This is a genomic window from Xanthomonas citri pv. citri (assembly GCF_000961215.1).
Classification (GTDB): domain Bacteria; phylum Pseudomonadota; class Gammaproteobacteria; order Xanthomonadales; family Xanthomonadaceae; genus Xanthomonas; species Xanthomonas cissicola.
Window position 1 is genome coordinate 4,951,378 of the sequence record NZ_CP008998.1, and the last position, 21,306, is coordinate 4,972,683.

The 21,306-nt window shown below is 66.8% G+C and carries 15 protein-coding genes and 3 pseudogenes; 1 reads left to right on the forward strand and 17 read right to left on the reverse strand.

The window, feature by feature from the left end; all coding sequences use genetic code 11:
• Nucleotides 1-65 precede the first annotated feature (65 nt).
• From AMD14_RS21675 to AMD14_RS21715, 9 genes and pseudogenes are all read right to left on the reverse strand, one after another.
• Nucleotides 66-812: a TetR/AcrR family transcriptional regulator gene (locus AMD14_RS21675; protein WP_003485012.1), complete on the reverse strand. Its 747-nt coding sequence runs from the start codon at nucleotides 810-812 to the stop codon at nucleotides 66-68.
• 211 nt (nucleotides 813-1,023) lie between these two features.
• Complete coding sequence (locus AMD14_RS21680) at nucleotides 1,024-2,460, reverse strand: aldehyde dehydrogenase family protein (RefSeq protein ID WP_003485014.1); 1,437 nt, start codon at nucleotides 2,458-2,460, stop codon at nucleotides 1,024-1,026.
• A 102-nt stretch (nucleotides 2,461-2,562) separates the two neighbouring features.
• The gene (locus AMD14_RS21685; protein ID WP_040107823.1) at nucleotides 2,563-3,705 is read right to left on the reverse strand and encodes an MFS transporter; all 1,143 of its coding nucleotides are present in this window, start codon (nucleotides 3,703-3,705) and stop codon (nucleotides 2,563-2,565) included.
• Nucleotides 3,706-3,783: 78 nt separating this feature from the next.
• Nucleotides 3,784-4,425 carry a hypothetical protein gene (locus AMD14_RS21690; protein ID WP_015463773.1) on the reverse strand — a complete coding sequence of 214 codons (642 nt, stop codon included), beginning with the start codon at nucleotides 4,423-4,425 and terminating at the stop codon, nucleotides 3,784-3,786.
• Between the two features lie 4 nt (nucleotides 4,426-4,429).
• Nucleotides 4,430-5,878: pseudogene (locus tag AMD14_RS21695) on the reverse strand (aspartate aminotransferase family protein).
• 11 nt (nucleotides 5,879-5,889) lie between these two features.
• Nucleotides 5,890-6,570: a class II aldolase/adducin family protein gene (locus tag AMD14_RS21700; RefSeq protein ID WP_003485022.1), complete on the reverse strand. Its 681-nt coding sequence runs from the start codon at nucleotides 6,568-6,570 to the stop codon at nucleotides 5,890-5,892.
• The gene (locus AMD14_RS21705) at nucleotides 6,557-8,203 is read right to left on the reverse strand and encodes a xylulokinase (RefSeq protein WP_015463776.1); all 1,647 of its coding nucleotides are present in this window, start codon (nucleotides 8,201-8,203) and stop codon (nucleotides 6,557-6,559) included. Before AMD14_RS21705 ends, AMD14_RS21700 begins: the two co-directional genes overlap by 14 nt.
• Nucleotides 8,203-9,120, reverse strand: coding sequence for a TorF family putative porin (locus AMD14_RS21710; RefSeq protein WP_015463777.1), 918 nt, complete (start codon nucleotides 9,118-9,120; stop codon nucleotides 8,203-8,205). Before AMD14_RS21710 ends, AMD14_RS21705 begins: the two co-directional genes overlap by 1 nt.
• 82 nt (nucleotides 9,121-9,202) lie before the next feature.
• Entirely contained in the window at nucleotides 9,203-9,649 is a 447-nt protein-coding gene (locus AMD14_RS21715) for a DUF2147 domain-containing protein (protein ID WP_011052838.1), read from the reverse strand.
• 56 nt (nucleotides 9,650-9,705) lie between these two features.
• Between AMD14_RS21715 and AMD14_RS24795 the strand changes: the two genes are divergently transcribed.
• Nucleotides 9,706-10,044, forward strand: a complete 339-nt coding sequence (locus tag AMD14_RS24795; RefSeq protein ID WP_029829690.1) for a hypothetical protein — start codon at nucleotides 9,706-9,708, stop codon at nucleotides 10,042-10,044.
• A gap of 292 nt (nucleotides 10,045-10,336) precedes the next feature.
• Here AMD14_RS24795 and AMD14_RS21730 read toward each other — a convergent pair whose 3' ends face one another.
• The 8 genes and pseudogenes from AMD14_RS21730 to AMD14_RS21770 form a co-directional block, all read right to left on the reverse strand.
• Nucleotides 10,337-11,374 (reverse strand): SMP-30/gluconolactonase/LRE family protein, encoded by a 1,038-nt coding sequence (locus tag AMD14_RS21730; RefSeq protein ID WP_011052840.1) that lies wholly within the window; start codon nucleotides 11,372-11,374, stop codon nucleotides 10,337-10,339.
• A gap of 207 nt (nucleotides 11,375-11,581) precedes the next feature.
• Nucleotides 11,582-12,766: an endo-1,4-beta-xylanase gene (locus AMD14_RS21735; RefSeq protein ID WP_040107704.1), complete on the reverse strand. Its 1,185-nt coding sequence runs from the start codon at nucleotides 12,764-12,766 to the stop codon at nucleotides 11,582-11,584.
• Between the two features lie 47 nt (nucleotides 12,767-12,813).
• Nucleotides 12,814-15,483 (reverse strand): beta-galactosidase GalB, encoded by a 2,670-nt coding sequence (galB, locus tag AMD14_RS21740; protein ID WP_011052842.1) that lies wholly within the window; start codon nucleotides 15,481-15,483, stop codon nucleotides 12,814-12,816.
• A gap of 186 nt (nucleotides 15,484-15,669) precedes the next feature.
• Complete coding sequence (gene uxaC / locus AMD14_RS21745) at nucleotides 15,670-17,088, reverse strand: glucuronate isomerase (protein ID WP_005916173.1); 1,419 nt, start codon at nucleotides 17,086-17,088, stop codon at nucleotides 15,670-15,672.
• 40 nt (nucleotides 17,089-17,128) lie between these two features.
• Nucleotides 17,129-18,105 (reverse strand): annotated as a pseudogene (locus tag AMD14_RS21750) (endo-1,4-beta-xylanase).
• 98 nt (nucleotides 18,106-18,203) lie between these two features.
• Nucleotides 18,204-18,500: pseudogene (locus AMD14_RS21760) on the reverse strand (MFS transporter); the annotation flags it as partial.
• Between the two features lie 101 nt (nucleotides 18,501-18,601).
• A complete protein-coding gene (locus AMD14_RS21765) occupies nucleotides 18,602-19,594 on the reverse strand; it encodes an endo-1,4-beta-xylanase (protein ID WP_003485050.1) in 993 nt (330 codons plus the stop codon).
• Between the two features lie 4 nt (nucleotides 19,595-19,598).
• Nucleotides 19,599-21,089: an MFS transporter gene (locus AMD14_RS21770; RefSeq protein WP_011052845.1), complete on the reverse strand. Its 1,491-nt coding sequence runs from the start codon at nucleotides 21,087-21,089 to the stop codon at nucleotides 19,599-19,601.
• Nucleotides 21,090-21,306: the final 217 nt, after the last annotated feature.

Below are 21,306 nucleotides of genomic sequence, written 5' to 3' on the forward strand. Positions count from 1 at the left end.
CGCCTCAGTGCGCGCAAGGCGCGTCCTTCGCGCAAGCTCTGCCGACCGCGCCCGCTGCCGGCCCATCACCCAGCGCGGCTTGAACGCCGTGCCGGTGGCGAGTGTCGCCGATGCGCCACAGCACTGCCTTTCGGCACATCGGCCGTTGCATCGCGCAACTGCTCGACGTGGCCGGCGATCATCGTGCCGACGGTCTCGGCCACCGCGCGGCTGCTCAATCGCACATCGAACAGCAGCTCCACGGTCGCATAGATCAGGTCCACCGCGATGCGGCTGACCAGACGCAGTTGGCGCGGGTCTGCATCGGGAAAGAAATCGGCGAGCATGCGCACCTGCGCCTTGGTGACCTGCGCGTGCGAGTCCAGGCGCACCTGCTGCAAGGCCGGCACCGCACGCAGCGCGCGCAGGATCCAGACCCCGCCCTCGGTGGCCTTGGTCACCCGGTAGGTGTCCAGCACCAGGCCGGTGAGCGCCTGCTGCACCTGTTCGCGCGAACCGGACATCGCCTGCGGCGTGATCCACTTGGGCACCAGCGCGTTCTGCCGCTGCATCAGGCGCGTACCGAGCTCGGACAACAGCGCATATTTATTGGGAAAGTAGCGGTACAGCGCCGGTGGCGTCAGTCCGGCATGCGCACAGACCAGATTGGTGGACAGCCGTTCCACGCCGACATCGCCGAGCAATTGCGCGGTGACCGCCAGGATATGTTCGTAGGTCTCGGTCGCGCGATGCTGGGCCGGGAGCTTGTTGCCGGTCAGCCTGGGCGCGGGCGCCTTGAGCGGCGCGCGCGGACGGGACTTGGTCGTGGACATGGGCGGGGGATTCCTCGAACACGGAGTGATGCGTCGGCCAGACCACCGCGACTGCACCTGCGCCGTTGCGTCGCTGCTGCATCGCGCCGGCCAGGCGGCGTCCATCGTCTGCAGTAGCGCCATGCCACCGCCAAGCCATGCGCGTGCACGGCCGGTGTTTGCCAGAGCCACATCATACGCGCTGCGTCGCGGGCGATCTGTGCCGCGCGCGTCATCGGCGGGCCAGCCAGGCGGTCAATGCGGTGGCCACGCGGTGCTGCCATCCCCGATACGGCGGAAAGAAGGCACGGGCGGTCAGCAGGCGGCCGCCGCGCAATACCGCACGCTCGTGCGAGAACGCCTTGAATCCATGCACGCCATGCGCGCTGCCGATTCCCGACTGGCCGATGCCGCCGAACGGCAAGCCGGTGTGCATGAACTGCTGCAGGCAGTGATTGACCACCACGCTGCCGGAGCTGCTGCGCGCCAGCACGCGGGCGACCTGTGCGGCATCGTTGCTCCACAGATACAGCGCCAACGGCTTGGCAGCGGCGTCGAGCCCGGCGAGCACCGTGTCGAGATGGTCGAAGGTCACCACCGGCAGCACCGGGCCGAAGATTTCTTCCTGCGCGATGCGCGCGTGTTCCGGAACATCGGCCAATACCGTCGGGGCGATGAAACGCTGGCCCACGTCATGCTCGCCGCCGGCCACCAGCTCGGCGCCAGCAGCGCGCGCTTCATCGATCAAGGCCGCCAGGCGCGCCGCATGGCCGACATGGATCATGCGCGCCAGGTCGGGGCTGGCAGCCACCGCCGCGGCGCTGCCGCCGTAGCGCTGCGCCAGCAGTTCGCGGCACCGCTGCAGCAGCGCCGTGCGGACCTCGCGATGCACGAACAGCGTATCGGGCGCGATGCAGGTCTGCCCGGCATTGACCAGCTTGCCCCACACCAGCACCTGCGCGGCGCGTTCCAGGTTGGCGCTGCGGTCGACGATGGCCGGCGATTTGCCGCCCAGCTCCAGCGTCACCGAGGCCAGCTGGGCGGCGGCGGCGGCCATGACCTGCCGCCCCACTGCCGGCGAGCCGGTGAAGAACACATGGTCGAACGGGCAGGCCAGCAAGCGCTGCGCGGTGGCCACGCCACCCTGCACCATCGCCACTTCGGAAGGGTCGAACGCCTCGGCCAGCAGCTCGCGCAGCACCGCGTTGACCTGCGGGGTGAATTCGGACGGCTTGAGGGTGGCGGTGTTGCCTGCCGCCAGCGCCGAGACCAGCGGCCCCAGCACGGTGGCGACCGGATAATTCCACGGGCCGATGATCAGGCAGCGGCCCTTGGGCTGATAGCCGATCTGCGCGTGCGTGCCCAGCGTCAGCAAGGTGGGGGACACCTTGCGCGGGCGCATCCAGCGCGGCAGCCCGGCGATGGCGGCGGCGATTTCGTCCACCACCGGCAACAGCTCGCTCAGCTCCACTTCCAGCGCCGGCTTGCCGAAGTCGCCGGCGAAGGCGGCATACAGGGCCTGCCGCCGCGCCAGCAGCGCGCTGCGCAACGCGCGCAGGCGCTCGCGCCGCTGCGCGGCGGTGGAACTGCGCCAGGCCGCGGCCACCGGCTGCTGGGCGGCGAACACTGCCGCGATGTCCTCGGCGCAGACGTCCAGGTCAGCGTGCATGACGCGCACGCCCCTGCTGCAAGCGCACACACTGGAAACGGCACCGCGGCCGGCGCGCCAGACGCGGCGGCGCGCTGCGGCCTATCCCGCACACGCTGTCGATCATCGATCCCCCTTGCTCGGCTGGGCCCCGGTCGGCGGCGCGTGGTGGCGCTGGTCGCGGCCGGCAGCCGCCGCCAGGACGGCCGCCAGCAGTGCGGCGGCCAGACTGAAGACCGGTACCGGGGCCGGATCATCGTGCTGCAGCAGCAGCGACGCGAGCAAGGGGCCGGCTGCCGATCCCAGCAACTGCACCGCCGGCACCAGCACCGCCACCCGGCCATGCGCGTCGGCATCGAACGCCAGACCCACGTGGAAGGGCATCAGGAACATCCAGACCAGGCCGAAGCCCACGCAGGCAACCGTGAACGCGGCAGTGCCGGCCGGCGCCGCACGCGCCATGGTGGCCGCCACCGCCGCCAGCACCAGGCTGCCGACCACCAGGGTGCGCGCGTGACCGAGCCGGCGCACCCACCAGATCGCCGCCAGCGCGCCGACGATCTGCAGCGTCAGCACCAGCGAGGTGTGCGCCTGCACCGCCCCGGCATCCAGGCCGGCGCGCAGCCCCAACGGTTCCAGGTACGCCCACAGCGCGCCGATCGCGGCCATCTGCACGAAGGCGATCAGCAAGGGCAACAGGGTTGTCGGCGACCAGCGCACGTGGCTCGCCGGCGCGGTTGCGCTCACGGCAGACAAGGTCGCCGGCAGCAACGGTGCCAACAGCGCCGCGCACAGCGTCACCGCGCCCAGCGCCACGAAGCCGCCTTTCCAGCCGGTGGACGGCAGCACCCACCACGCCAGCAGGTTCGCCAATGCGATCTGCGCCACCGCCTGGGTCAGCATGAACACCGCGGTGACCCGATCCGGCTTGGCCGCACGCACGATGGTCAGGGTCGCCACCCACAGCAGCAGCCCCTCCGCCAGGCCGGCAGCTGCACGTACCAGCACGAACGCGGTGTCGCCGACCGCCTGGGTGGTGGCCAGATCCAGCAGTGCCGCCAACAGCGCCGCCAGCACCGCGACCTGACGTTGCCAGCGGTGCGGCAACAGCGCATCGCCCAGCGCCACGCCCAGGCCGAGCGCGACGATCTCCCCCATCGCCACGATGCCCACGCCGGAGAGCGTGATCAGCTTCTGCTCGACCAATGTTCCCAGCAGGATCGGCTGCACGCCCAGGATGAGCAGGGCGATCGAACCGATCGACAGACCGGACGGCAACCCCTGCGACGCGGGAAAGGCCACGGCGGACAATACGGGTGGATGAGGGCTGCGCATGAGATGCCTTCAGTAAGCCGTGCTTTCGGTGGGCAGGGCGCCATTGGCGAATGCGACCGCCGCACGCACCTGGTCCTTGCGCAGACGCCCGTTGGCGATGCGACGCACCCACCACGGCAACTGCCGGCTCGGTCCTCCGGTCGCCGCCGCCAGCACATACGCCTTGGCGCACTTTTCGAACAACGCGATGTTCAGCGCCAAGCGACGCGCACTGGTCCCCAGGCACAACGGCCGCCGCGCCACCAGCACGGCGTTGCCGATCCCGCTGGCCAGCACGGCCGCCGCGTCGGCCGCGCGTACCGGCGGCGGCATCGGCCCCAGATGCCGCGCCTGTTCGTCGAACACCTGCGGCAAGGCGCCGCCGACGTCGGCCAGGCAGTGGCCGAACGCACCGGCCGACCAGGCCACCGCCCCCACATCGCCACGCTGCGCATAGACCTGCGCATGCAGACGCTGCGCCGCCTCCAGCGCGGCATCCTCGCGCCAATCCAGCAGCAGCGGCGTTGGCGCCGCGGCGCTGCCGATCCACATCTGCGTTGCGCCCGGGCAACGCACCGACAGGGCCGCGTCATCGTCGCCGAGCAAGTGGGTCGCCTGCAGCCGTTCGCGGGTCTGCAGCCAGGTGTCGCGCAGGGCATCGGTGGCGTTCATCGGCTCAGACCAGTGCGAAGACATCGTCGAAACGGTTCAAGGCCTCGTCGATCACCGCATCGGTGTCGGCCATGCTGGTGTAGATGCGGCTGCCGGCCAGGGTGATCAGGCCGTGCGCCGAATACGCCGCGCCCATCTCTTCCATCATGTGCTTGCGCGCCTTGGCGTCGTTGCGCACGCGCCAGAGTTTGTAGAGGTTGCCGGTGTCCAGCAGCAGCACGCCGGAGGTCTGCAAGTGCACGATCGAACCCATGTTGTAGACCACGTACGGCAATCCGCGGCGCTGGATGATCGCCTCCAGTCCGGCGCGCAGGCGATCGCCCGCGCGGCCGGCGCGGCCGGCGGCATCGTTCTGCTGCGCTTCCAGCAACGCGTAATAGCCGGCCACGCAGGACAGCGGGTTGGCCGACAGCGTGCCGCCGACAAACGCGCGCCGCGCGGTCGTGCCGATGCCGCCCACCAGGCTCATCATCACCTCGCGGCGGCCACCGATCGCCCCGGCCATCGGGTAGCCGCCGGCCAGGCACTTGCCCAGCACGGTGATGTCCGGTGCAACGCCGAAGTAGCCTTGCGCACCGCCGGGGCCCAGCCGGAAACCGGTGACCACTTCGTCGAAGATCAGCAGCGCACCGAACTCGTCGCACAGCGCGCGCACCTGGCGGTTGTAGTCCGCATGCACCGGGCGGGTTCCGCTCTCCGGCCCCAGCGGTTCGAGCAGCACCGCGGCGGTCCCGCCACGCAGGCGATTGAATTGCAGCTTGCGGCGCAGCGCGTCCAGATCGTTGGGCAGGCATTCCTGGGTCTGCGCGGTCGCCCCACGCGGAATGCCGATCGCTTCCATGCGGCCGGTGCCGGGCAGGCGCAGGCCGTACACCAACTGGTCGCTCCAGCCGTGATACGCACCGCCGATCTTGATGATCCAGCACTAGCGGGTATACGCGCGTGCCAGGCGCACCGCGCCCATCACCGCCTCGGTTCCCGAACCGAGCAGGCGCACCATCTCCACCGCCGGCATGCTGGCGCAGACCAGCTCGGCCAGTTTGACCTCGTATTCGTGCAGCAGTCCGGTCACCGGTCCGCACTGGTCCAGCACCTCGTTGACGCGTGCGCGCAACGCCGGTGGGTTGGAGCCGAGCAAGGTCGGGCCGCCGGCCTGCAGGAAATCGATGTAGCGGTTGTCGTCGACGTCGGTCAGGTAAGCGCCCTCGGCGCTGCGCATCGCCAGCGAGAACGGGTAGTTGAAGGCCAGGTTGTGCTGCACGCCGCCGGGAATCACCCGCTGCGCGGCGTCGCCCAACTGCTTGGAGCCTTGGCAGCGCTGCTCGAAGTAGCGCATCACCTTGTCCATGCCATCGCGCCGGATCGGCCGCATCGGCTGTTTGACCAACGCATCGAAGCGGCGATACAGCTGGTCCACATCGGGCCATTGCGAAATCGCGGAAGTCACGCTCATTGTCGGTGCCATCATGTCTGGGAAAGGGAGGACGCACCGGACGTGTGCCGGTGAGAATCCAGCGCCGTCAGCACCCGCTGCAGGCCCGCAGCGAGGTCGGGCTCGCGCGCCGCACGCGCCTGGATCTGCGTCTGCAGGTGGCTGCGCGCGACCAGCTCCAACGCCTCGACCACGGTGACGGCCGCCTGCAGGTTGGTCCCGCAGCAGACCACGCCGTGATTGCGCAGCAGATAGGCGTTGACGGTGGGCCGCAGCTGCCGGGCCAGCAGGCGGGCCAGCAGGCCGGTGCCCGACGGCATGTAGCCGGCGATCGGAATCCGTGCGCCGAGCAGCCGGCGCAACGCCGGTTGCGTCACCTCCAATGGCGCGCCCAGCAGGGTGCAGGCGCTGGCGACCGGCTGGTGGGTGTGGATGCTGCAGCCCACGTCCGGGCGCCGCCGCATCACCTGCGCATGCAGGCCGGTTTCGACCGACGGCGTACGCGTGCCGTCGAGCTGGTGCAGGTCCTTGGTGCGGACGATGCAGATATCCTCGGCCTGCATGCTCAGGTAGTCGATCGCCGAAGGGGTGACCGCGAAACACTCGGCATCGATACGCAAGGCGACATTGCCGCCGGTGCCAGCCAGATAGCCGCGGCGCGACAGTTCGATGCACAGCGCGACCACGCGCTGGCGTTGTTCATGGGCAAACATGCGCAGCGACCTCCTGGGCGGGAACGGACGTGGAGGGATTGAGCCGTCGGTAGATCGGCGCCAACGTGCGCTGCAGGTCCTTGAACACCGCATAGCGGTCGTCGTACAGCGCACGCGTGCCCGCATCCGGCTCGTAGACCCGCCGGGGGCGCTGCAATGCCGCCAGGTCGCCGAAGCCGAGCCGGCCCAGGCCGACCCCGGCGATAAAGGCCGCGCCGACCGCATTGGCCTGGATCGGATTGTGCAATTGCCGGATCGGCCGGCCGCTGACATCGGCAATGATCTGGCACCACAGATCCGACTGGGCGCCGCCGCCGACCGCAGCGATCGTGCCTGGGTCGCAGCCAAGCAGGCGTGCGAAGGGCTCCATCATCCAGCGCGTGTTGAACGCCACCCCTTCCATCACCGCGCGGATCATGTCCTCGCGGCTATGCATCAACGAGAGATTGATCAGGCCGGCACGCAGGCTCGGGTCTTCCACCGGCGTGCGTTCGCCGAACAGCCAGGGCATGTAGATCAACCCATTGGACCCTGCGGGCACGCGTGCGGCGATGCGATTGAGCACTTCATAGACGTCCGGGCGCTGCTCGTCGCTGAGCAGCTCGTCGGCATGGAACAGGATGCGGTCGCGCAGAAAGGACAGGTTGGCGCCGGCGGTGGTCTGCAGGGCGATCGCCAGATAGCGCCCCTCCACCGCGCACGGCACCGCGGCGATCGTACTGCGCACGTCGGTCTTCATGCGCGGCACATGCGCGCCCAGCCACGACGAGGTGCCCAGGTACAGGTGCGCGGCGTGATCTTCCACCGCCGCGGCCACCGCCACTGCCGAGGTGTCGATCGCGCCGGCCACCACCACGGTCTGCGGCGACAGGCCCAGCGCCTGGGCCACCTGCGGCAGCAGCGGACCCAGCACCGCAGTGGACGGCAGCAGGTCCGGCAACTTGTCGCGCTCCACCCCGACCATGTCCAGCAGGCCTGCGTCGTAGCGGATATGGTGCGGGTCGCGATTGTCGGTGACCCAGGTGGTCAGCATCGAATCGGGGGTGGCGCAGAACCGGCCGGTCAGGCGCAGATTCATGTAGTCGAGCACGTTGAGAAACTTGTGCGTGCGCTCATAGCGCACGGGCTGGTGATCGCGCAGATAGGCGATGTGTCCAGCGCAATCCTTGCCGCTGCGCGCAGGCGCACCGCCGCTCAGGCGCAACCATCGCCACAGGCGCAGCGGATCGTAGCCGCGCACATTGAGCCAGCGCCCCTGCAGACGCCGGGCGATGGCCGCCTGGCCGCGCATGTCCAGCCACAGCATGGCGCGCCCGAGCGCCTGGCCGTTGTGGTCCACGCAGACGGTGCCTTCGCCCTGGGTCGAGCAACACACGGCCACCACGCGTCGGCGCAGCCCCGCATCGCCCTGCACCACGGCCGCGGCGGTGGCGCAGAACGCGTCCCACCACGCGTGCGGGTCTTGTTCGGCAGCGACGCCCTGCACGTGCAGTTGCACAGGTTCGAACGCCCAGGCGAGCACCTTGCCGTCCAGCGTCACCAACGCGCATTTACAGCCGGAGGTTCCCAGGTCCACCGCCAGCACCAGCGGCGCATTGCCGCCGGTGTCGTCTGCGAGCGTTTGCGTGCGCATCAGAACGTGTAGCCGATCGAGAACACCAGCGCATCGCCGTCGGTCTTGCGGATACGCTCGCCATCCTGCACCCAGTACAACTGATGCGCGTTGGTGTTGGTGGTCAGCCAGTCCAGGTTCCAGTCCAGGCCCCAGCGCCGATGGGTGATGCCGATCTGGTAGTCGGCGAAGTTGCCTTCGCGAAAGTTGGCCAGTTTCTGGTAGCCGGCATGCAGGCGCAGCGTCGTGGACGGCAGCAGCGAGGGCAGCAACGGCAACTGGCTATTGAGGTCGGCCAACACGGTGCCGCGCGAATCCTGTTCGCCGCGCGCGTAGCACTGCAATGCGGCAGTCGGATCGATCGAGAAGCGCAGGATCTGCCCGCACACGCCGCCGGTATCGGCACCGCGGTAGGTCTTGGACACCACATACAACACGCGCCCTTCGACGATGCCGTAGCCCAGCTCCATCACGGCGAAATCGCTGTTGTAGTTGGTCGTGCGCACGTCGGTCGGCGTGCCGGTTTCCAGGTCGATGCCGTGCGGCGCCATGAAGCGCGCCCCCGGGAATCGCTCCGTGGCCAAGCCGACGCCGGCGTGCCAGCGGTCCGGATCGCCGAAGCGATACCCGCCGGCCAGGGTGACGCCCAGGCCATCGCCATTGACGAACTGCTGCTTGCTGACCCCGGCCACTTCCAGCAAGGCGACCAGCCCGCTGGCATGCACGAACTGGGTGCTCCACTTGGCCGAGGGCCGCATCAACGAATCGGAGATGCCGCGCGTGCGCTGTTCGCTCATCAGCTTGACCTGGTTGTCGAACTGATAGGTGGCCACGCTGCCCTCGCTGGCCGAGTCGGCTTGCTGGGCCTGCGCCGGTAGGCAAGCCGCGCCTTGCAGCAACCCGCACGCGACAACCGCGCCGACATGGATCTTCGCCATCTGGATTCCCCCGGTGGATGTGAGTGAGAACCGTCGCGATCGCGGCGGTCGGTGCTGCGCGCGCATGCCGCGCTGGACGCAGCTAATGGCTGGCGCACACCGGCGCGGATGGCAGGACCTGCACGCGGGTGAACAGCATGTTTTCGCCGAGCACTTCGGCGCCGATGAACGCGCGCAGGGTCAGGCTGTCGCCCTTGCCACGCAGCGTGGCCTTGTAGCGCTTGCCGCTGCGCGGATCGAATGCCCAACCGTCGCGCCAGGTGCCGTTGTCGTCGCGCTCCAGGCGCGCGATCTGCACACCGCAGGTGTCCTTCGGCGTGCCGGCGTCCTTGTCCCACACCACCTTTCCGCACATCGCGCTGGCGGCCCCGGTACACGGTGCAAATGCGATGACGGCGTCCTTGGCCGCAGTCAGCCATAGGCCCTGTACTGGCGAGGACGCTGCCGCCAGCGCAGGCATCAACGGCAGCGCCGCTACGACAACGCACGCCAGGGTGCGCAGCAATCGGGAAACGCAAGCTTCGTACATTGCCGCAACCCCGCGGGCAACCCGCTCATGACAGTAGTGAGAACTACCTTATAGCGATGATTACCTTTTTGCAACAGGCTCAAGCGTGGCGATTGCCTGGACAGCTGCACGCCCTGGCGCAGCAGGCGCTGCGCGGTGTAAGGCGGATTCGGTGCACGCCTGTTTTGACGCGGCGCACCACGGTTGCGGTGGCTAACGGCGTGCAGCGTGCTAGGTGGATGGCCTGCCTCGCGGGCGCTGCAGCCAGCGGTTGGAGGCGCGGGCTCGCGCGCACCGCGCTGCTCGGGAAGGCCCTCAGCGGCGGCGGCGCTGCGGGCGAGGACGCGCAGTGCGGCGCGCGTCATGGCCGCTGTTCTTGCCTGCAACGGCGCGGCCTGTGGCGGCTCGACGACTGACCGAGGCAGTGGCGCAGCGCAGCCGATGCAACGGCTGCACGAGGCGATCGGCGCTGCGGTCAGACACGCACGCGGTCAGGCGTGTGCGTCTCCATCGCGACGCAAGGCGATGCAGCGGCATCGCCGCGATCGTCTGGAGCGTGTCATGGACGTTGAGGTGAGTGCGAGCGTCCTGCGGCGCGTCGAGACAAGGCGTGCGGCTTGCCTTGGCGCCAGCCAAGCCGGCGCCACGCAGCACCCGCTCCGCTCCGCCGGCGGCCAACGCATCTCATCTCAAAATGCATAACACGCTCTAGCGCGCGAACTGCAGGCCCAGCGACTTCACGCGCACGCGCGCCAGCATCGCGTGCGAGGTCATGTACAGCATGTGGCCATCGTTGCCGAAGGCGCAGTTGGAAACGGCCTCGCCGGTGGCGATGCGACCCAACCGTTGGCCGGCGGGATCGAAGACGATCACGCCGCCAGGGCCGGTGGCAAACAGCGTGCCGTCGGCGGCCACGGCCATGCCGTCGGGCAGGCCGGGCACATCCTTGGCGATCAGGTCCGATGCATCGGCAAACACCCGCTTGCCGGTGACGGCGCCCTGCGCATCCAGTGCATAAGCCATCCAGATCGGCCGTTGCGGATCGGAGTTGGAGACGTACAAGGTGCGCGCATCCGGCGACAGGGCAATGCCGTTGGGAAAGCTCAGGCCATCGTCCAGCAGATGCACGCTGCCATCGGTGTCCAGGCGATAGACGCCATTGAAGCGCAACTCCTTGACCGGCGATTTATCCAGGTCCTTCAACCCGTACGGCGGGTCGGTGAAGAACACCACGCCATCGCTGCGTCGCACGACATCGTTGGGGCTGTTGAAACGGTGGCCCTCGAAGGTGGTCGCAAGCGGCGTCTTCTTGCGCGTGACCGGATCGAGCCGGGCCAGGATGCGCGTGCCGGAATCGGCCAGCAGCACCGTGCCGTCGGGCTCGGCGTACAGACCATTGGCGCCGGCCTCGCGCAGCGTGGGCAGCTCCGGGCCGGTGTAGCCGGAGGGCGACAGCAAGACCGACAGGCCGGCCTGTTCGGACCAGCGATACAGCGTGTTTTCCGGCACATCCGTGAACAACAGATAGCCTCCGCTGCGCACCCATGCCGGGCCTTCGGACCAGGTGAAGCCTTCGGCGAGCTTCTCGATGCGCGCATCGCTTGCGACCGCCTCACTGAAGCGGCGGTCGAATGTCTGCAGCTGGCCAATGGCCGCAAAACGCGGCGTCGGTGGAGTCTGCTTGGTGCACGCAGCAAGCACCGCCAGCAACGGCACGGCCAACAGCAGATAAGGCGGCAAGCGCATCGGTCAGTCCTGTCTCATGGTCGGGGCGTGATGCCATCCTGCGTGTGCAAGCGACTGCCCTAGCGCCGACCAACGCGTCGCGCACCCATCTGTGACGTGCACAGCACGCAGGAATGCGGAGTTCGAGCAAGCCATGCCGCACGAACATCGGCCGTGCCCGCCTGTTGCCTGGGCGCTGGTCGTCAGCCGCTCTTCGGCCGGCAGGCGCTAGCGTGCAGCGGTCGCGGAGGGCACCGCCACCACCGCATCCAACGCCGGTTTGGGTTGATGATTGCGATCGAACAGCAGCGGATAATTGGTGCGTCCAGGCACCGGGTAATCGTTTTTCCACGACATGTCATCGCTCACTCCCCACACGCTGACGCGCGCAATCTTGTCGCGCTTGCGCCAGAACAACGCGAACAATTCGGCATACCGGTCGCGCAATTGCGCCTGCACGTCGGCAGGCAAACCATCGCGATAGGGGTCGAGAAAACGCTTGAATTCCGGCAGTTGAAACTGCTTGTGCGCCATGCCGGTACCGATGATCTGGCCTTCCTTGGTGAGCGGCAACACATCGATGTCCAGCTCGGTGATCATCACTTTGACGCCAAGCGCAGCGTACGCATCGATTGCGTCTTCGATATCGCGCAGGCTGGGGTAGTTCAGCCCCCAATGGCCCTGCATGCCCACGCCATCGATGCGGACACCGGCCTGCTGCAGCATCTTGACCATGCGCACGATGCCCTCGCGCTTGGCCGGCCGCCATGCATTGAAATCGTTGTAGTAGAGCTGCGCATCCGGTGCATAGCGCTGTGCGAAGGCGAAGGCATTGCGGACCACCGTGTCGCCGTCGCCCACGCGCTGCACCCAGTTGGTCGAACGGTAACTGCCGTCTTCGTCGATGATTTCGTTGACCACATCCCAGGCTTGCACCTTGCCCGTGTAACGCCCGGCCACCGCTGCGATATGCGCGCGCATGCGCTCCAGCTGCTGTGCCGGCGTATTGGGCCGACCATCGGCGGTGGTGAAGAACCACTCCGGTGTCTGGTTGTGCCAGACCAGGGTGTGACCGACCACGAACTGCCGATCGCGCTGTGCGTAAGCCACGAATGCATCGGCCGCGCTGAAATCCTGCACGCCACGACGCGGCGCCACCACTTCGGCCTTCATCACGTTTTCCGCGGTGACCGCATTGAAGTGACAGGCCACCAGCGCAGCAGAGGCTGCGTCCTTGCCGGAGACGATATCGGCATTGACGGCAGTCCCGAGCAAAAACCCTTGCGCATACGCCTGCTTGAGCGAGGTGCCGGGCGTCCCGCATGCGGCGAAGGCCTGCAGTGTGCACACTGCACTCAGGCCGGCGATCAGCAAGCCCAGGGGTTTGGTGAGGTTGGTGCGGTTGATGTGCATGGGCAGGTCCGTTGAGAGGCCGCAGGTTTCGCTTGCACTGGATCGCATCACTGCACCGCCACCTGTGTCTGTGCGGCTTGCAACGTGTCCGATTCCACATGCACGGTGATCGTGCCACGCGCCCCGGCCTTGGCACGCACGATCGCCAGGCACAGCCCGTTGAAGGCATGACGCTGCGAAGAGGCGAATGTTTCCAGATTGGTGGGATCGCCGTTGTCGGTGGCCACCAACTCGCCCGGGCCTTCGATGCGGAAGCGCAGGCGGTCGCCCGCGGTCGGCGCAGGACGTCCGTCGCGATCGAGCAGGCGCACGGTGATGAAACTCAGGTCCTGTCCGTCGCCGCGGATACTGCCCCGATCTGGCATCAGCTGCATGCGCGCGGCGCGGCCTGCTGTCTGCACGCGCTCGCTGGCCCACGGCTTGCCATCCTTGTACGCCTGCATCTGCAATTCGCCCGGCTGGTACACCACCGCGTCCCAGCGTAGCCGGTACTGCAGTGGCGCCTTGCGCTTGCGCCCCTGCGAGACGCCATTGACGAACAGTTCGGCCTCGTCGCCGGAGGTGAACACATGCACGGGCGTGACCTGTCCCTCGCGCCCTGGCCAGCTCCAATGCGGCAGCAGATGCGCCACCGGCAATTCCGGGCGCCAGCGCGATTGATAGAGCCAGTAACGGTCCTTCGGAAAGCCGGCCAGATCGAAGATGCCCGAGTAGGAACTGCGCGAGCTGTAATACGGGGTGGGCTCGCCCAGGTAATCGAACCCGGTCCAGACGAACTCGCCGGCGACGTACGGGTGTCGATCCAACGCAGCGAACACCTTGTCGGCACTGGAGCCGAAATCCACGGCATGCAGCTCGTACGCGCTGACCTGATGCGCCGCCGAATCGCCGCCACGGCCATCGCGTACCGGCGCGCTGTTGTCCGGAGTAACCGGAAACAGATACACGCCACGACTGCTCAGTGCCGAGGCAGTCTCGCTGCTGACGATGGCCTTGTGCGGAAACCGTGCATGAAACGCCGGGTATTGCGGCGGCTTACGGATGCGCTGCGTGCCCTCGAACTCGGCTGCATCGCGGATGCCTTCCCCCTGGTAATTGAGGCTGACGACATCCAGCGCGGCGGACAACGGCATCTCGGGCGAGGCGTAGTTCATCGCCACCGCGGCCGGGCGCGTCGGGTCTTCTGCATGCACGATGGCGCGCAGCGCGCGCGCAATCGCCGCGCCCTGTTCGCCGGTGTATTGCTCGCCAACCTCGTTGCCCACGCTCCATAGCATCACCGAAGGATGATTGCGGTCGCGGCGCAGCATCGCGCGCAGATCGGTGGCATGCCACTGCGGAAACACCAGATGGAAATCCAGCGGGGTCTTCTTCATCTCCCAACTGTCGAACACCTCATCCACCACCAGCAGGCCCATGCGGTCGGTCAGCTCGAGCAACTCGGGCGCAGGCGGGTTATGGCTCATGCGAATGGCATTGGCGCCCATCTGCTGCAGCAATTGCAACTGCCGCTCGGCGGCGCGTCTGTTGAACGCCGCACCGAGCGCGCCCAGGTCGTGATGATTGTTCACCCCGCGGATCGGCACGTGCTCGCCATTGACCAGTAGGCCCCTGTCGGCGTCGAACACGATGCTGCGAATGCCGAAGCGGGTTTCGTAGCGGTCCACCACGTGCCCCTGCTGGCCAACCTCGGTGATGGCCACATAGCGATGCGGTTGCTGCGTGGGTGGAGGCCCCCACAGGCGCGGGGCGTCGATCCGGGTACTGCCTTGCACGTGCGCGGTGCCGCCGGCAGGGACCGCGATGGGCTGCGCTGGAATGCGCGCGACCGCCTCGCCGCTGGGCCGGTCGCTTGCATCGTCGAGCAGATAGATCGCTGTGCTCACCTGCGCCTGGGTGGCGCTGCGGGCGGCGTTGTCCAGCGTGACGGTCAGCTGCACCTGCGCCGCATCGGCCGAAACGTGCGGCGTGGTCAGCTGCGTGCCCCAATGCGCGATATGCAACGGCGCCGTTTTGGTCAGCCACACGTTGCGATACAGCCCGCCGCCCGGATACCAACGCGCCGATTCGGGCGGGTTGTCCAGGCGAATGACCAGTTGATTGCGCTTACCTGCAATCACATACGGCGTCAGATCCACGCGCCAGGAGCTGTACCCGTAAGGCCATCCGCCGACAAGGGTGCCGTTGAGCCAGACCGTGGCGTAAGACATCGCACCATCGAGATCCAGAAACAACGCGCGGCCGCGATCGCTGGCTGGGATGTCCAGGCTCTTGCGATACCAGCCAATGCCCCAGCTCGGCAACCGGCCCATGCCACCGTAAGGCCCATTTGCCAGGAACGGCCCGGCAATGGCCCAGTCATGTGGCAGGTCCACGGTTTCCCATGCGCTGTCGTCGAAGTGCGGCTGCACATAAGCCACCGTGCTGCCCGGGTTGCCTGGGGGGCGCGTGTGCCGCTGGGCCGGGTCTGCGATCAAGCCGTTGGCGGTGGGCAGGATCCACGGCTTGAGCACGCGCACGGCGGACGCATCGGTGAGCTGCGCTTGCTCCGGTTGCGCATCGGCCACCTTGCCGTCATCGCTGCGCACCACCTGCGGGCGCACATCGTAGTCCAGGATTTCCTGGTTTGCGGGTGGGTCGCCACGATGAAAGCGCCACTGCGCATTGAGCGAAATACGTTCGCGCGAGGCGTCGCTGGCCGGGTGCGGTGCTGCCATGATAGGCAATGCGCTGCAGAGCCAGACAACCCCTGTGCAGGCACGTACTGCGCAAGCTGCGAGCAGCTGTCGTGTGACGTTGTGCTTGGCGTGTGTACGCATCAGTTCACCGACCCTTCCGCTGCGCAGGATGCAGCGACGACGCGTGCGGACGCGTCGGCACCACCGCCCTCCGTTTGCGCCACCTCACAGCTTGTACGCTTGCTTGGGTAGGCGGTAGGCCAGGTCGATCGCCACCTCGGTGGCCTCGTCCTCTTCTAACCGGTGCTCGGCAACGAGTTTGGCCAGGAAGGCGCTATCCACGCGCCGCGCCACATCGTGTCGCGCCGGAATGGACAGGAATGCGCGGGTATCGTCGTTGAAGCCCACGGTGTTGTAGAAGCCGGCGCTGGCCAGGGTCTGCTCGCGAAAGCGCCACATGCCTTCCGGCGCATCATGGAACCACCACGCCGGGCCGAGCAGCAGGGAGGGGTAATGCCCGGCCAATGGCGCCAGCTCGCGGCTGTAGCTGGTCTCGTCCAGGGTGAACACGATCAGGCGCAGGCGCGGGTCGTTGCCATGCCGATCCAGCAACGGCTTCAACGCATGCACGTAGTCGGTGCGCATCGGAATATCGGCGCCCTTGTCGCGTCCGTACTGCTCGAACAGCTGCCGATTGTGATTGCGGAAGCAGCCCGGATGCAGCTGCATCACCAGGCCGTCGTCCAGGCTCATCGCCGCCATTTCGGTCAGCACCTGCGCGCGAAACAGTTCGGCCTGCTCCGGCGTGGCCGCACCGCGCACCACCGTATCGAACAGGCGCTGCGCTTCGGCCGGCGACAGATCGGCGGTCGCGGCGCTGGGGTGCCCGTGATCGGTCGAGGTGGCGCCGTGCGCGGCAAAGAACGCACGCCGTTGCCGATGCGCGCGCAAGTAGCCATCCCAGGTCAGCACGTCCTCACCGGTGAGCGCGCCGAACTGCTGCAGCGCGCCGGCGAACTGCTCGTGCTCCGGGTCCACGACCGGGTCGGGGCGATACGCCGTCACCACCCGTCCCTGCCAGCCGCTGGCGGCAATGGCCGCATGGTGCTGCAGCCGATCCAGCGGCGATTCGGTGGTGGCGATCACCTCGATATTGAAGCGCTCGAACAACGCGCGCGGCAGGAATGCTGGCGTTTGCAGCGCGGCGGTGATGTGGTCGTAATAGTGATCGGCGGTACCGGCGTCGAGACGAATACGTAGATCGAAAACGTCATGGAACACATGATTGAGCCACAGCGCCGACGGCGTGCCGCGCAACAACGTGTAGTGCTCGGCAAACACGCGCCACGCCGCACGCGGGTCGACTGTTGCGCGGGTTCCATCTGCGCGTGGGATGCCCAGGGCATCGAGGTCGATGCCCTGGCTGTACAACATGCGGAACACATAGTGGTCCGGCACCAACAACAGTTCGGTGGCGTTGGCGAACGGCGCATTGGTGGCGAACCAGGCCGGGTCGGTGTGGCCATGTGGGCTGATGATGGGCAGCGTTGCGACCTGCGCGTACAGGCGGCGGGCGATCGCGCGCGTGCCGGGATCGGCCGGCAGCAAACGATCGGGATGCAAGGACAACACGGAAGAACGCATGATCGATATCAGCCCTATGGACAATAAATGGGAACCCTGGTCAGGGCTTGCTGGCGACGTAGCTGCGTAGCCAGGTCAATGCCGGGCGTTCGCTGCCGTCGTAATTGATCAGATAAGCACCTTCATTTTCGCGCCACAGACCGTGACGGAAACCCCAAAGGTTCACGCCACGCACGGCCGGGTGCTCCCAGAACATCGGGAAGAAGCGCTGCCAGGCTGCCAACTGCTGAGCGTCGGTACGCCCATCCAGGTCGAACTCGGTGATGTAGATCGGCAGGCCGGTGGATGCCAACAGGTCGAGGTTGGCACGCTGCACCGAAACTGAAGGACCGTTGCTCGAGAGGTGCCCCTGGATACCGATCGCATCGATCAGGTGTTCTTGCTGCAGCAGCTGGATGGTGTGCAGGTACTGCCTGGCTTGGTCGTTGTACTCGGTGACGTTGTAGTCGTTGATCATCAGCTTGGTATGGGGGAAATACGTGCGTGCCAGGCGGAATGCCTCAAGCACCCAGTCCACGCCGGTCGCCCCGGTGCCGCCCAGTGCCTGGAGATAATTACCCGTATCGCCGCGGCGATTGTCCGGTTGGTTGTGACCCGGCAGCGTCTCGTTGGCCACCTGCATCAGGTCGATGTCGGGGTAGCGCTGCGCAATCGCCGCAAACCAGTGCTCGATCGCAGCAAGCTGCTCGTTTGGCGGCAGGTTGCGTACCCATGTCGGCTGCTGGGCCCCCCAGAGTCCGACATGGAACTGGAACTGCATATGGTTGCGCTTGGCCAGCTGGTAAGCCTCGTCGAGCGGGCCCCAGTTCATCTGTCCGCGCACGGCTTCGACGCTGCCCCATTTGCCCGCATTTTCGGAAACGTCGGCGTTCCAGTAGTTGGTGAAGCCTGCGCTTGCCGTGGGCTGTAGGCGCTGCCCAGGACCCGTTGCTTGCCGGCAGCGATAGGCCCGGCGACAGCGGACGCACAAGCGCCCAGCAACAACGCAAGCGTGAGCGGATAACGGAGTTTCATCATGTTGGCATCCTCGATGAGTGAGCGAAGCAGTCACGGAAAGGACAGGTGCGCTGACGTGCGTCCGATCGACGCCAAAGTGCAGACACCTGGAACCGCGTCTAGGCCGGCTGCTCCACTCGCACCGGCTGCCGTCGTGGCACCAGGCGGTGCACCACCGCCAGCGCCAGAATGTAGGCCGCACCCACCATCAAAAAGACCGGCACGCAGCTGCCGATGGCCTGCAAAACGAAACCAATGAACGGTGCGATCACCATGTCGCTCGCCGCAGCGGCGACGCCGCCGAAGCCGGCGACTGTTGCAACTGCATGACACGCAAGCAGGTCAGAAAGCAGCGTAAAAAGACACGCCAACCAGCCGTGTTGTGCGGCAGTGGCCAGCCCGATCAGCGCGACTGCCCGCCGCACGATGCATGCAGCCAGCACGATGACATGATGCCTGCGGCATAAGGTCAGGACACCACGTAAGTGTCTGCGAGCGCGGTGAGCATCAGCAATTGTCATGGCGCAGGTGTACCGGGATGGGCAGCAACGTAATCGCGCAGCCACGTGAGCGCGGGACGTTCGGTGCCGTCGGCGCGGATCAGGTACGCAGCTTCCTTGTCGCGCCACAAACCGGGCCGAAAGCCCCACAAGGTGATGCCATGCACTGCCGGGTGTTCCCAGAACACCGGAAACACCCGCTTGTAGTCGGCCAGCTGCTGCGCATCGGTCGGGCCGTCCAGATCGAACTCGGTGATGTAGATCGGCAGGCCGGTGGCGGCCAACGCATCCAGATTGTCGCGGTGCACCGACACCGCAACCTCCGGCGTGGTCTCGAAGGCGTGCTCCTGCACGCCGATGGCATCGACCAGGTTCTCACGCTGCAGCAGCCGCACGATCTGCAAATACTTCTGCGTGGCCTGCGCGCTACTGGTGATGCTGTAGTCGTTGATCATCAACTTGGTGTGCGGAAAATGCCGGCGCGCAAGCCGAAACGATTGCAACACCCATTCCCAGCCGCTGTCGCCGTTGCCCCCCAACGCCTGCAGATAATTGCCGCCGCCGGTATCGGCCTTGCTAGGCGGGTCGTTGAGTGGCTCGTTCACCACCTCCAGCAGTGCGATATCCGGGTAGCGCTGCGCAACGGCGGCAAACCACTGCTCGATCTCGCGGCGCTGTTCGGCCGGCCGCAAGGTCTTGATCCATTCCGGCTGCTGGTTGCCCCACACCATGACATGCATCTGGAACGGCATCTGATTGGCCTGGGCGAACCGGTATGCGGCATCCAGCGTGCTCCAATCCATCTGGTCGCGCACGGCCTCCACGCTGCCCCATTTGCCGCCGTTTTCCGGGGTGAGCTTGTTCCAGTACTGCGCAAACCCCGGCGCCTGCTGCGCGCCGTACGCACATCCGAGGAACTTGGACGCTGTCGCTGCCAGTGGTGCCGCGTGTACAGGCGCGGCCATGCCGGCCGCCATCGACAACCCCAGTATTACTGCGCGCATGTGCATAAGCTCACCTCAGGACGATGTCGGCGCTGGGATCGGCAGGCAACTGCGCCGGCTCCAGCCGCGGCACCAGAGTGTGCACGAGCGCCAATGCCAGCAGGTAGGCGGAGCCTGCCATCAGAAACACCGGCACATAGCTGCCGGTCGCTTGCAACAGGAAGCCGATGAAGGTGGCGATCAACATGCCGCCCACCGCACCGGCAAAGCCGCCGATACCCACCACCGTGGCGACCGCGTGGCGCGGAAACATGTCCGAAGGCAGCGTAAACAGATTCGCCGACCAGCCCTGATGTGCGGCGGTGGCCAGCCCGATCAGCGCGACCGCCAGCCACAGGTTGTCGGCGCGTGCGGCAAATACGATGGGCACCACCGAAATCGCGCAGATCAACATCGCGGTCTTGCGTGCGCGGTTGACGCTCCAGCCACGCGCGATGAAACGCCCGGCCACCCAACCGCCGGCAATGCTGCCGATGTCGGCCAGCACGAAGATCACGATCAGCGGCACGCCCAATTGCAGCAGGCTCAAGTCGTATTCGGCGTGCAGGAACTTCGGCAGCCAGAACAGGAAGAACCACCAGATCGGGTCGGTGATGAACTTGCCCAGCACAAACGCCCAGGCTTGCCGATGTCGCAGCACCTGTAACCACGACAGCCGGCGTTGCACCGGCTCATGCGCATCGCTGCGGATATACGCCAGTTCTGCGGCAGACAAACGGGGTTGTTGCTCGGGCGGGTGATAGCTGAACCACCACACCGCCAACCAGGTTGCACTGAGCACGCCGGTGAACAGGAATGCCGCCTGCCAGCCCCAGGCTGTGGCAATCAACGGCACCAGCAACGGGGCGACAATGGCCCCGATATTGGAGCCGGAATTGAAGATGCCGGTGGCCAGCGCACGCTCACGGCGCGGGAACCATTCGGCTACCGTCTTGAGCGCTGCAGGAAAATTGCCCGATTCGCCAAGGCCCAGGAAAAACCGCGCAATCGCAAACCCCACCACGCTGGTGGCCAGGGCATGCCCCATCGCCGCCAGGCTCCAGAGGCCGATCGCCAGCGCATAGCCGAGCCGCGTGCCGAAGCGGTCGATCACCGCACCGCTGCACAGCAGACCCAGCGCATACGCCGCCTGGAATGCGGTGACGATATAGCCGTACTGGATTTCGTTCCAACCGATCTGCGTCTGCAGGAACGGCGCCAGCACGCCCAGTACCTGGCGATCCACATAGTTGATGGTGGTGGCGGCCAGCAGCAAGGCGCAAACCCGCCAGCGCACCCGGCCGAGCCTTGCCGATGCAGCCTCCGGCGCTGCGGTGGGCACGTTGCTCATGCGCGCGGCCTGTGCAACCGCGCCAGCGCGCCGGCGGCCTGGCTGATGTGGTGCATGCATGCATCCATCAGGTGCCGGCCGGACCCATCGCTGCCGTGTTCTTCGGTTCGATTCATCGACCACTGCACCTGCACGAAGGTGGCCTTGCGCCACGGATGATAGCGCTATCATTACCACGGCATCGCGATAAATCCATCGCGCAGTGCAGCACTGCGCCACCGTACGCAAGCGAGTCTGGCACGATGGCGTGGGTTGGCTGGCGGCCTGCCGGCGCTCCACGCATCTATGTTGCCCTGCAGCGTGATGTTCCGAATTTGTTAGCGCTAACATCCCGAGCACTGATCGTCCGTCTCCCCCATCGCACCATCGTCGCGCCGCGCAACGGCAG

Bases quoted from the DNA above. Each gene is read 5' to 3' on its own strand.
- AMD14_RS21675 (WP_003485012.1), bottom strand. From the start codon at position 812: ATGTCCACGACCAAGTCCCGTCCGCGCGCGCCGCTCAAGGCGCCCGCG.
- AMD14_RS21680 (WP_003485014.1), bottom strand. From the start codon at position 2,460: ATGCACGCTGACCTGGACGTCTGCGCCGAGGACATCGCGGCAGTGTTC.
- AMD14_RS21690 (WP_015463773.1), bottom strand. From the start codon at position 4,425: ATGAACGCCACCGATGCCCTGCGCGACACCTGGCTGCAGACCCGCGAA.
- AMD14_RS21700 (WP_003485022.1), bottom strand. From the start codon at position 6,570: ATGTTTGCCCATGAACAACGCCAGCGCGTGGTCGCGCTGTGCATCGAA.
- AMD14_RS21705 (WP_015463776.1), bottom strand. From the start codon at position 8,203: ATGCGCACGCAAACGCTCGCAGACGACACCGGCGGCAATGCGCCGCTG.
- AMD14_RS21710 (WP_015463777.1), bottom strand. From the start codon at position 9,120: ATGGCGAAGATCCATGTCGGCGCGGTTGTCGCGTGCGGGTTGCTGCAA.
- AMD14_RS21715 (WP_011052838.1), bottom strand. From the start codon at position 9,649: ATGTACGAAGCTTGCGTTTCCCGATTGCTGCGCACCCTGGCGTGCGTT.
- AMD14_RS24795 (WP_029829690.1), top strand. From the start codon at position 9,706: ATGATTACCTTTTTGCAACAGGCTCAAGCGTGGCGATTGCCTGGACAG.
- AMD14_RS21730 (WP_011052840.1), bottom strand. From the start codon at position 11,374: ATGCGCTTGCCGCCTTATCTGCTGTTGGCCGTGCCGTTGCTGGCGGTG.
- AMD14_RS21735 (WP_040107704.1), bottom strand. From the start codon at position 12,766: ATGCACATCAACCGCACCAACCTCACCAAACCCCTGGGCTTGCTGATC.
- galB (WP_011052842.1), bottom strand. From the start codon at position 15,483: ATGGCAGCACCGCACCCGGCCAGCGACGCCTCGCGCGAACGTATTTCG.
- uxaC (WP_005916173.1), bottom strand. From the start codon at position 17,088: ATGCGTTCTTCCGTGTTGTCCTTGCATCCCGATCGTTTGCTGCCGGCC.
- AMD14_RS21765 (WP_003485050.1), bottom strand. From the start codon at position 19,594: ATGCACATGCGCGCAGTAATACTGGGGTTGTCGATGGCGGCCGGCATG.
- AMD14_RS21770 (WP_011052845.1), bottom strand. From the start codon at position 21,089: ATGATAGCGCTATCATCCGTGGCGCAAGGCCACCTTCGTGCAGGTGCA.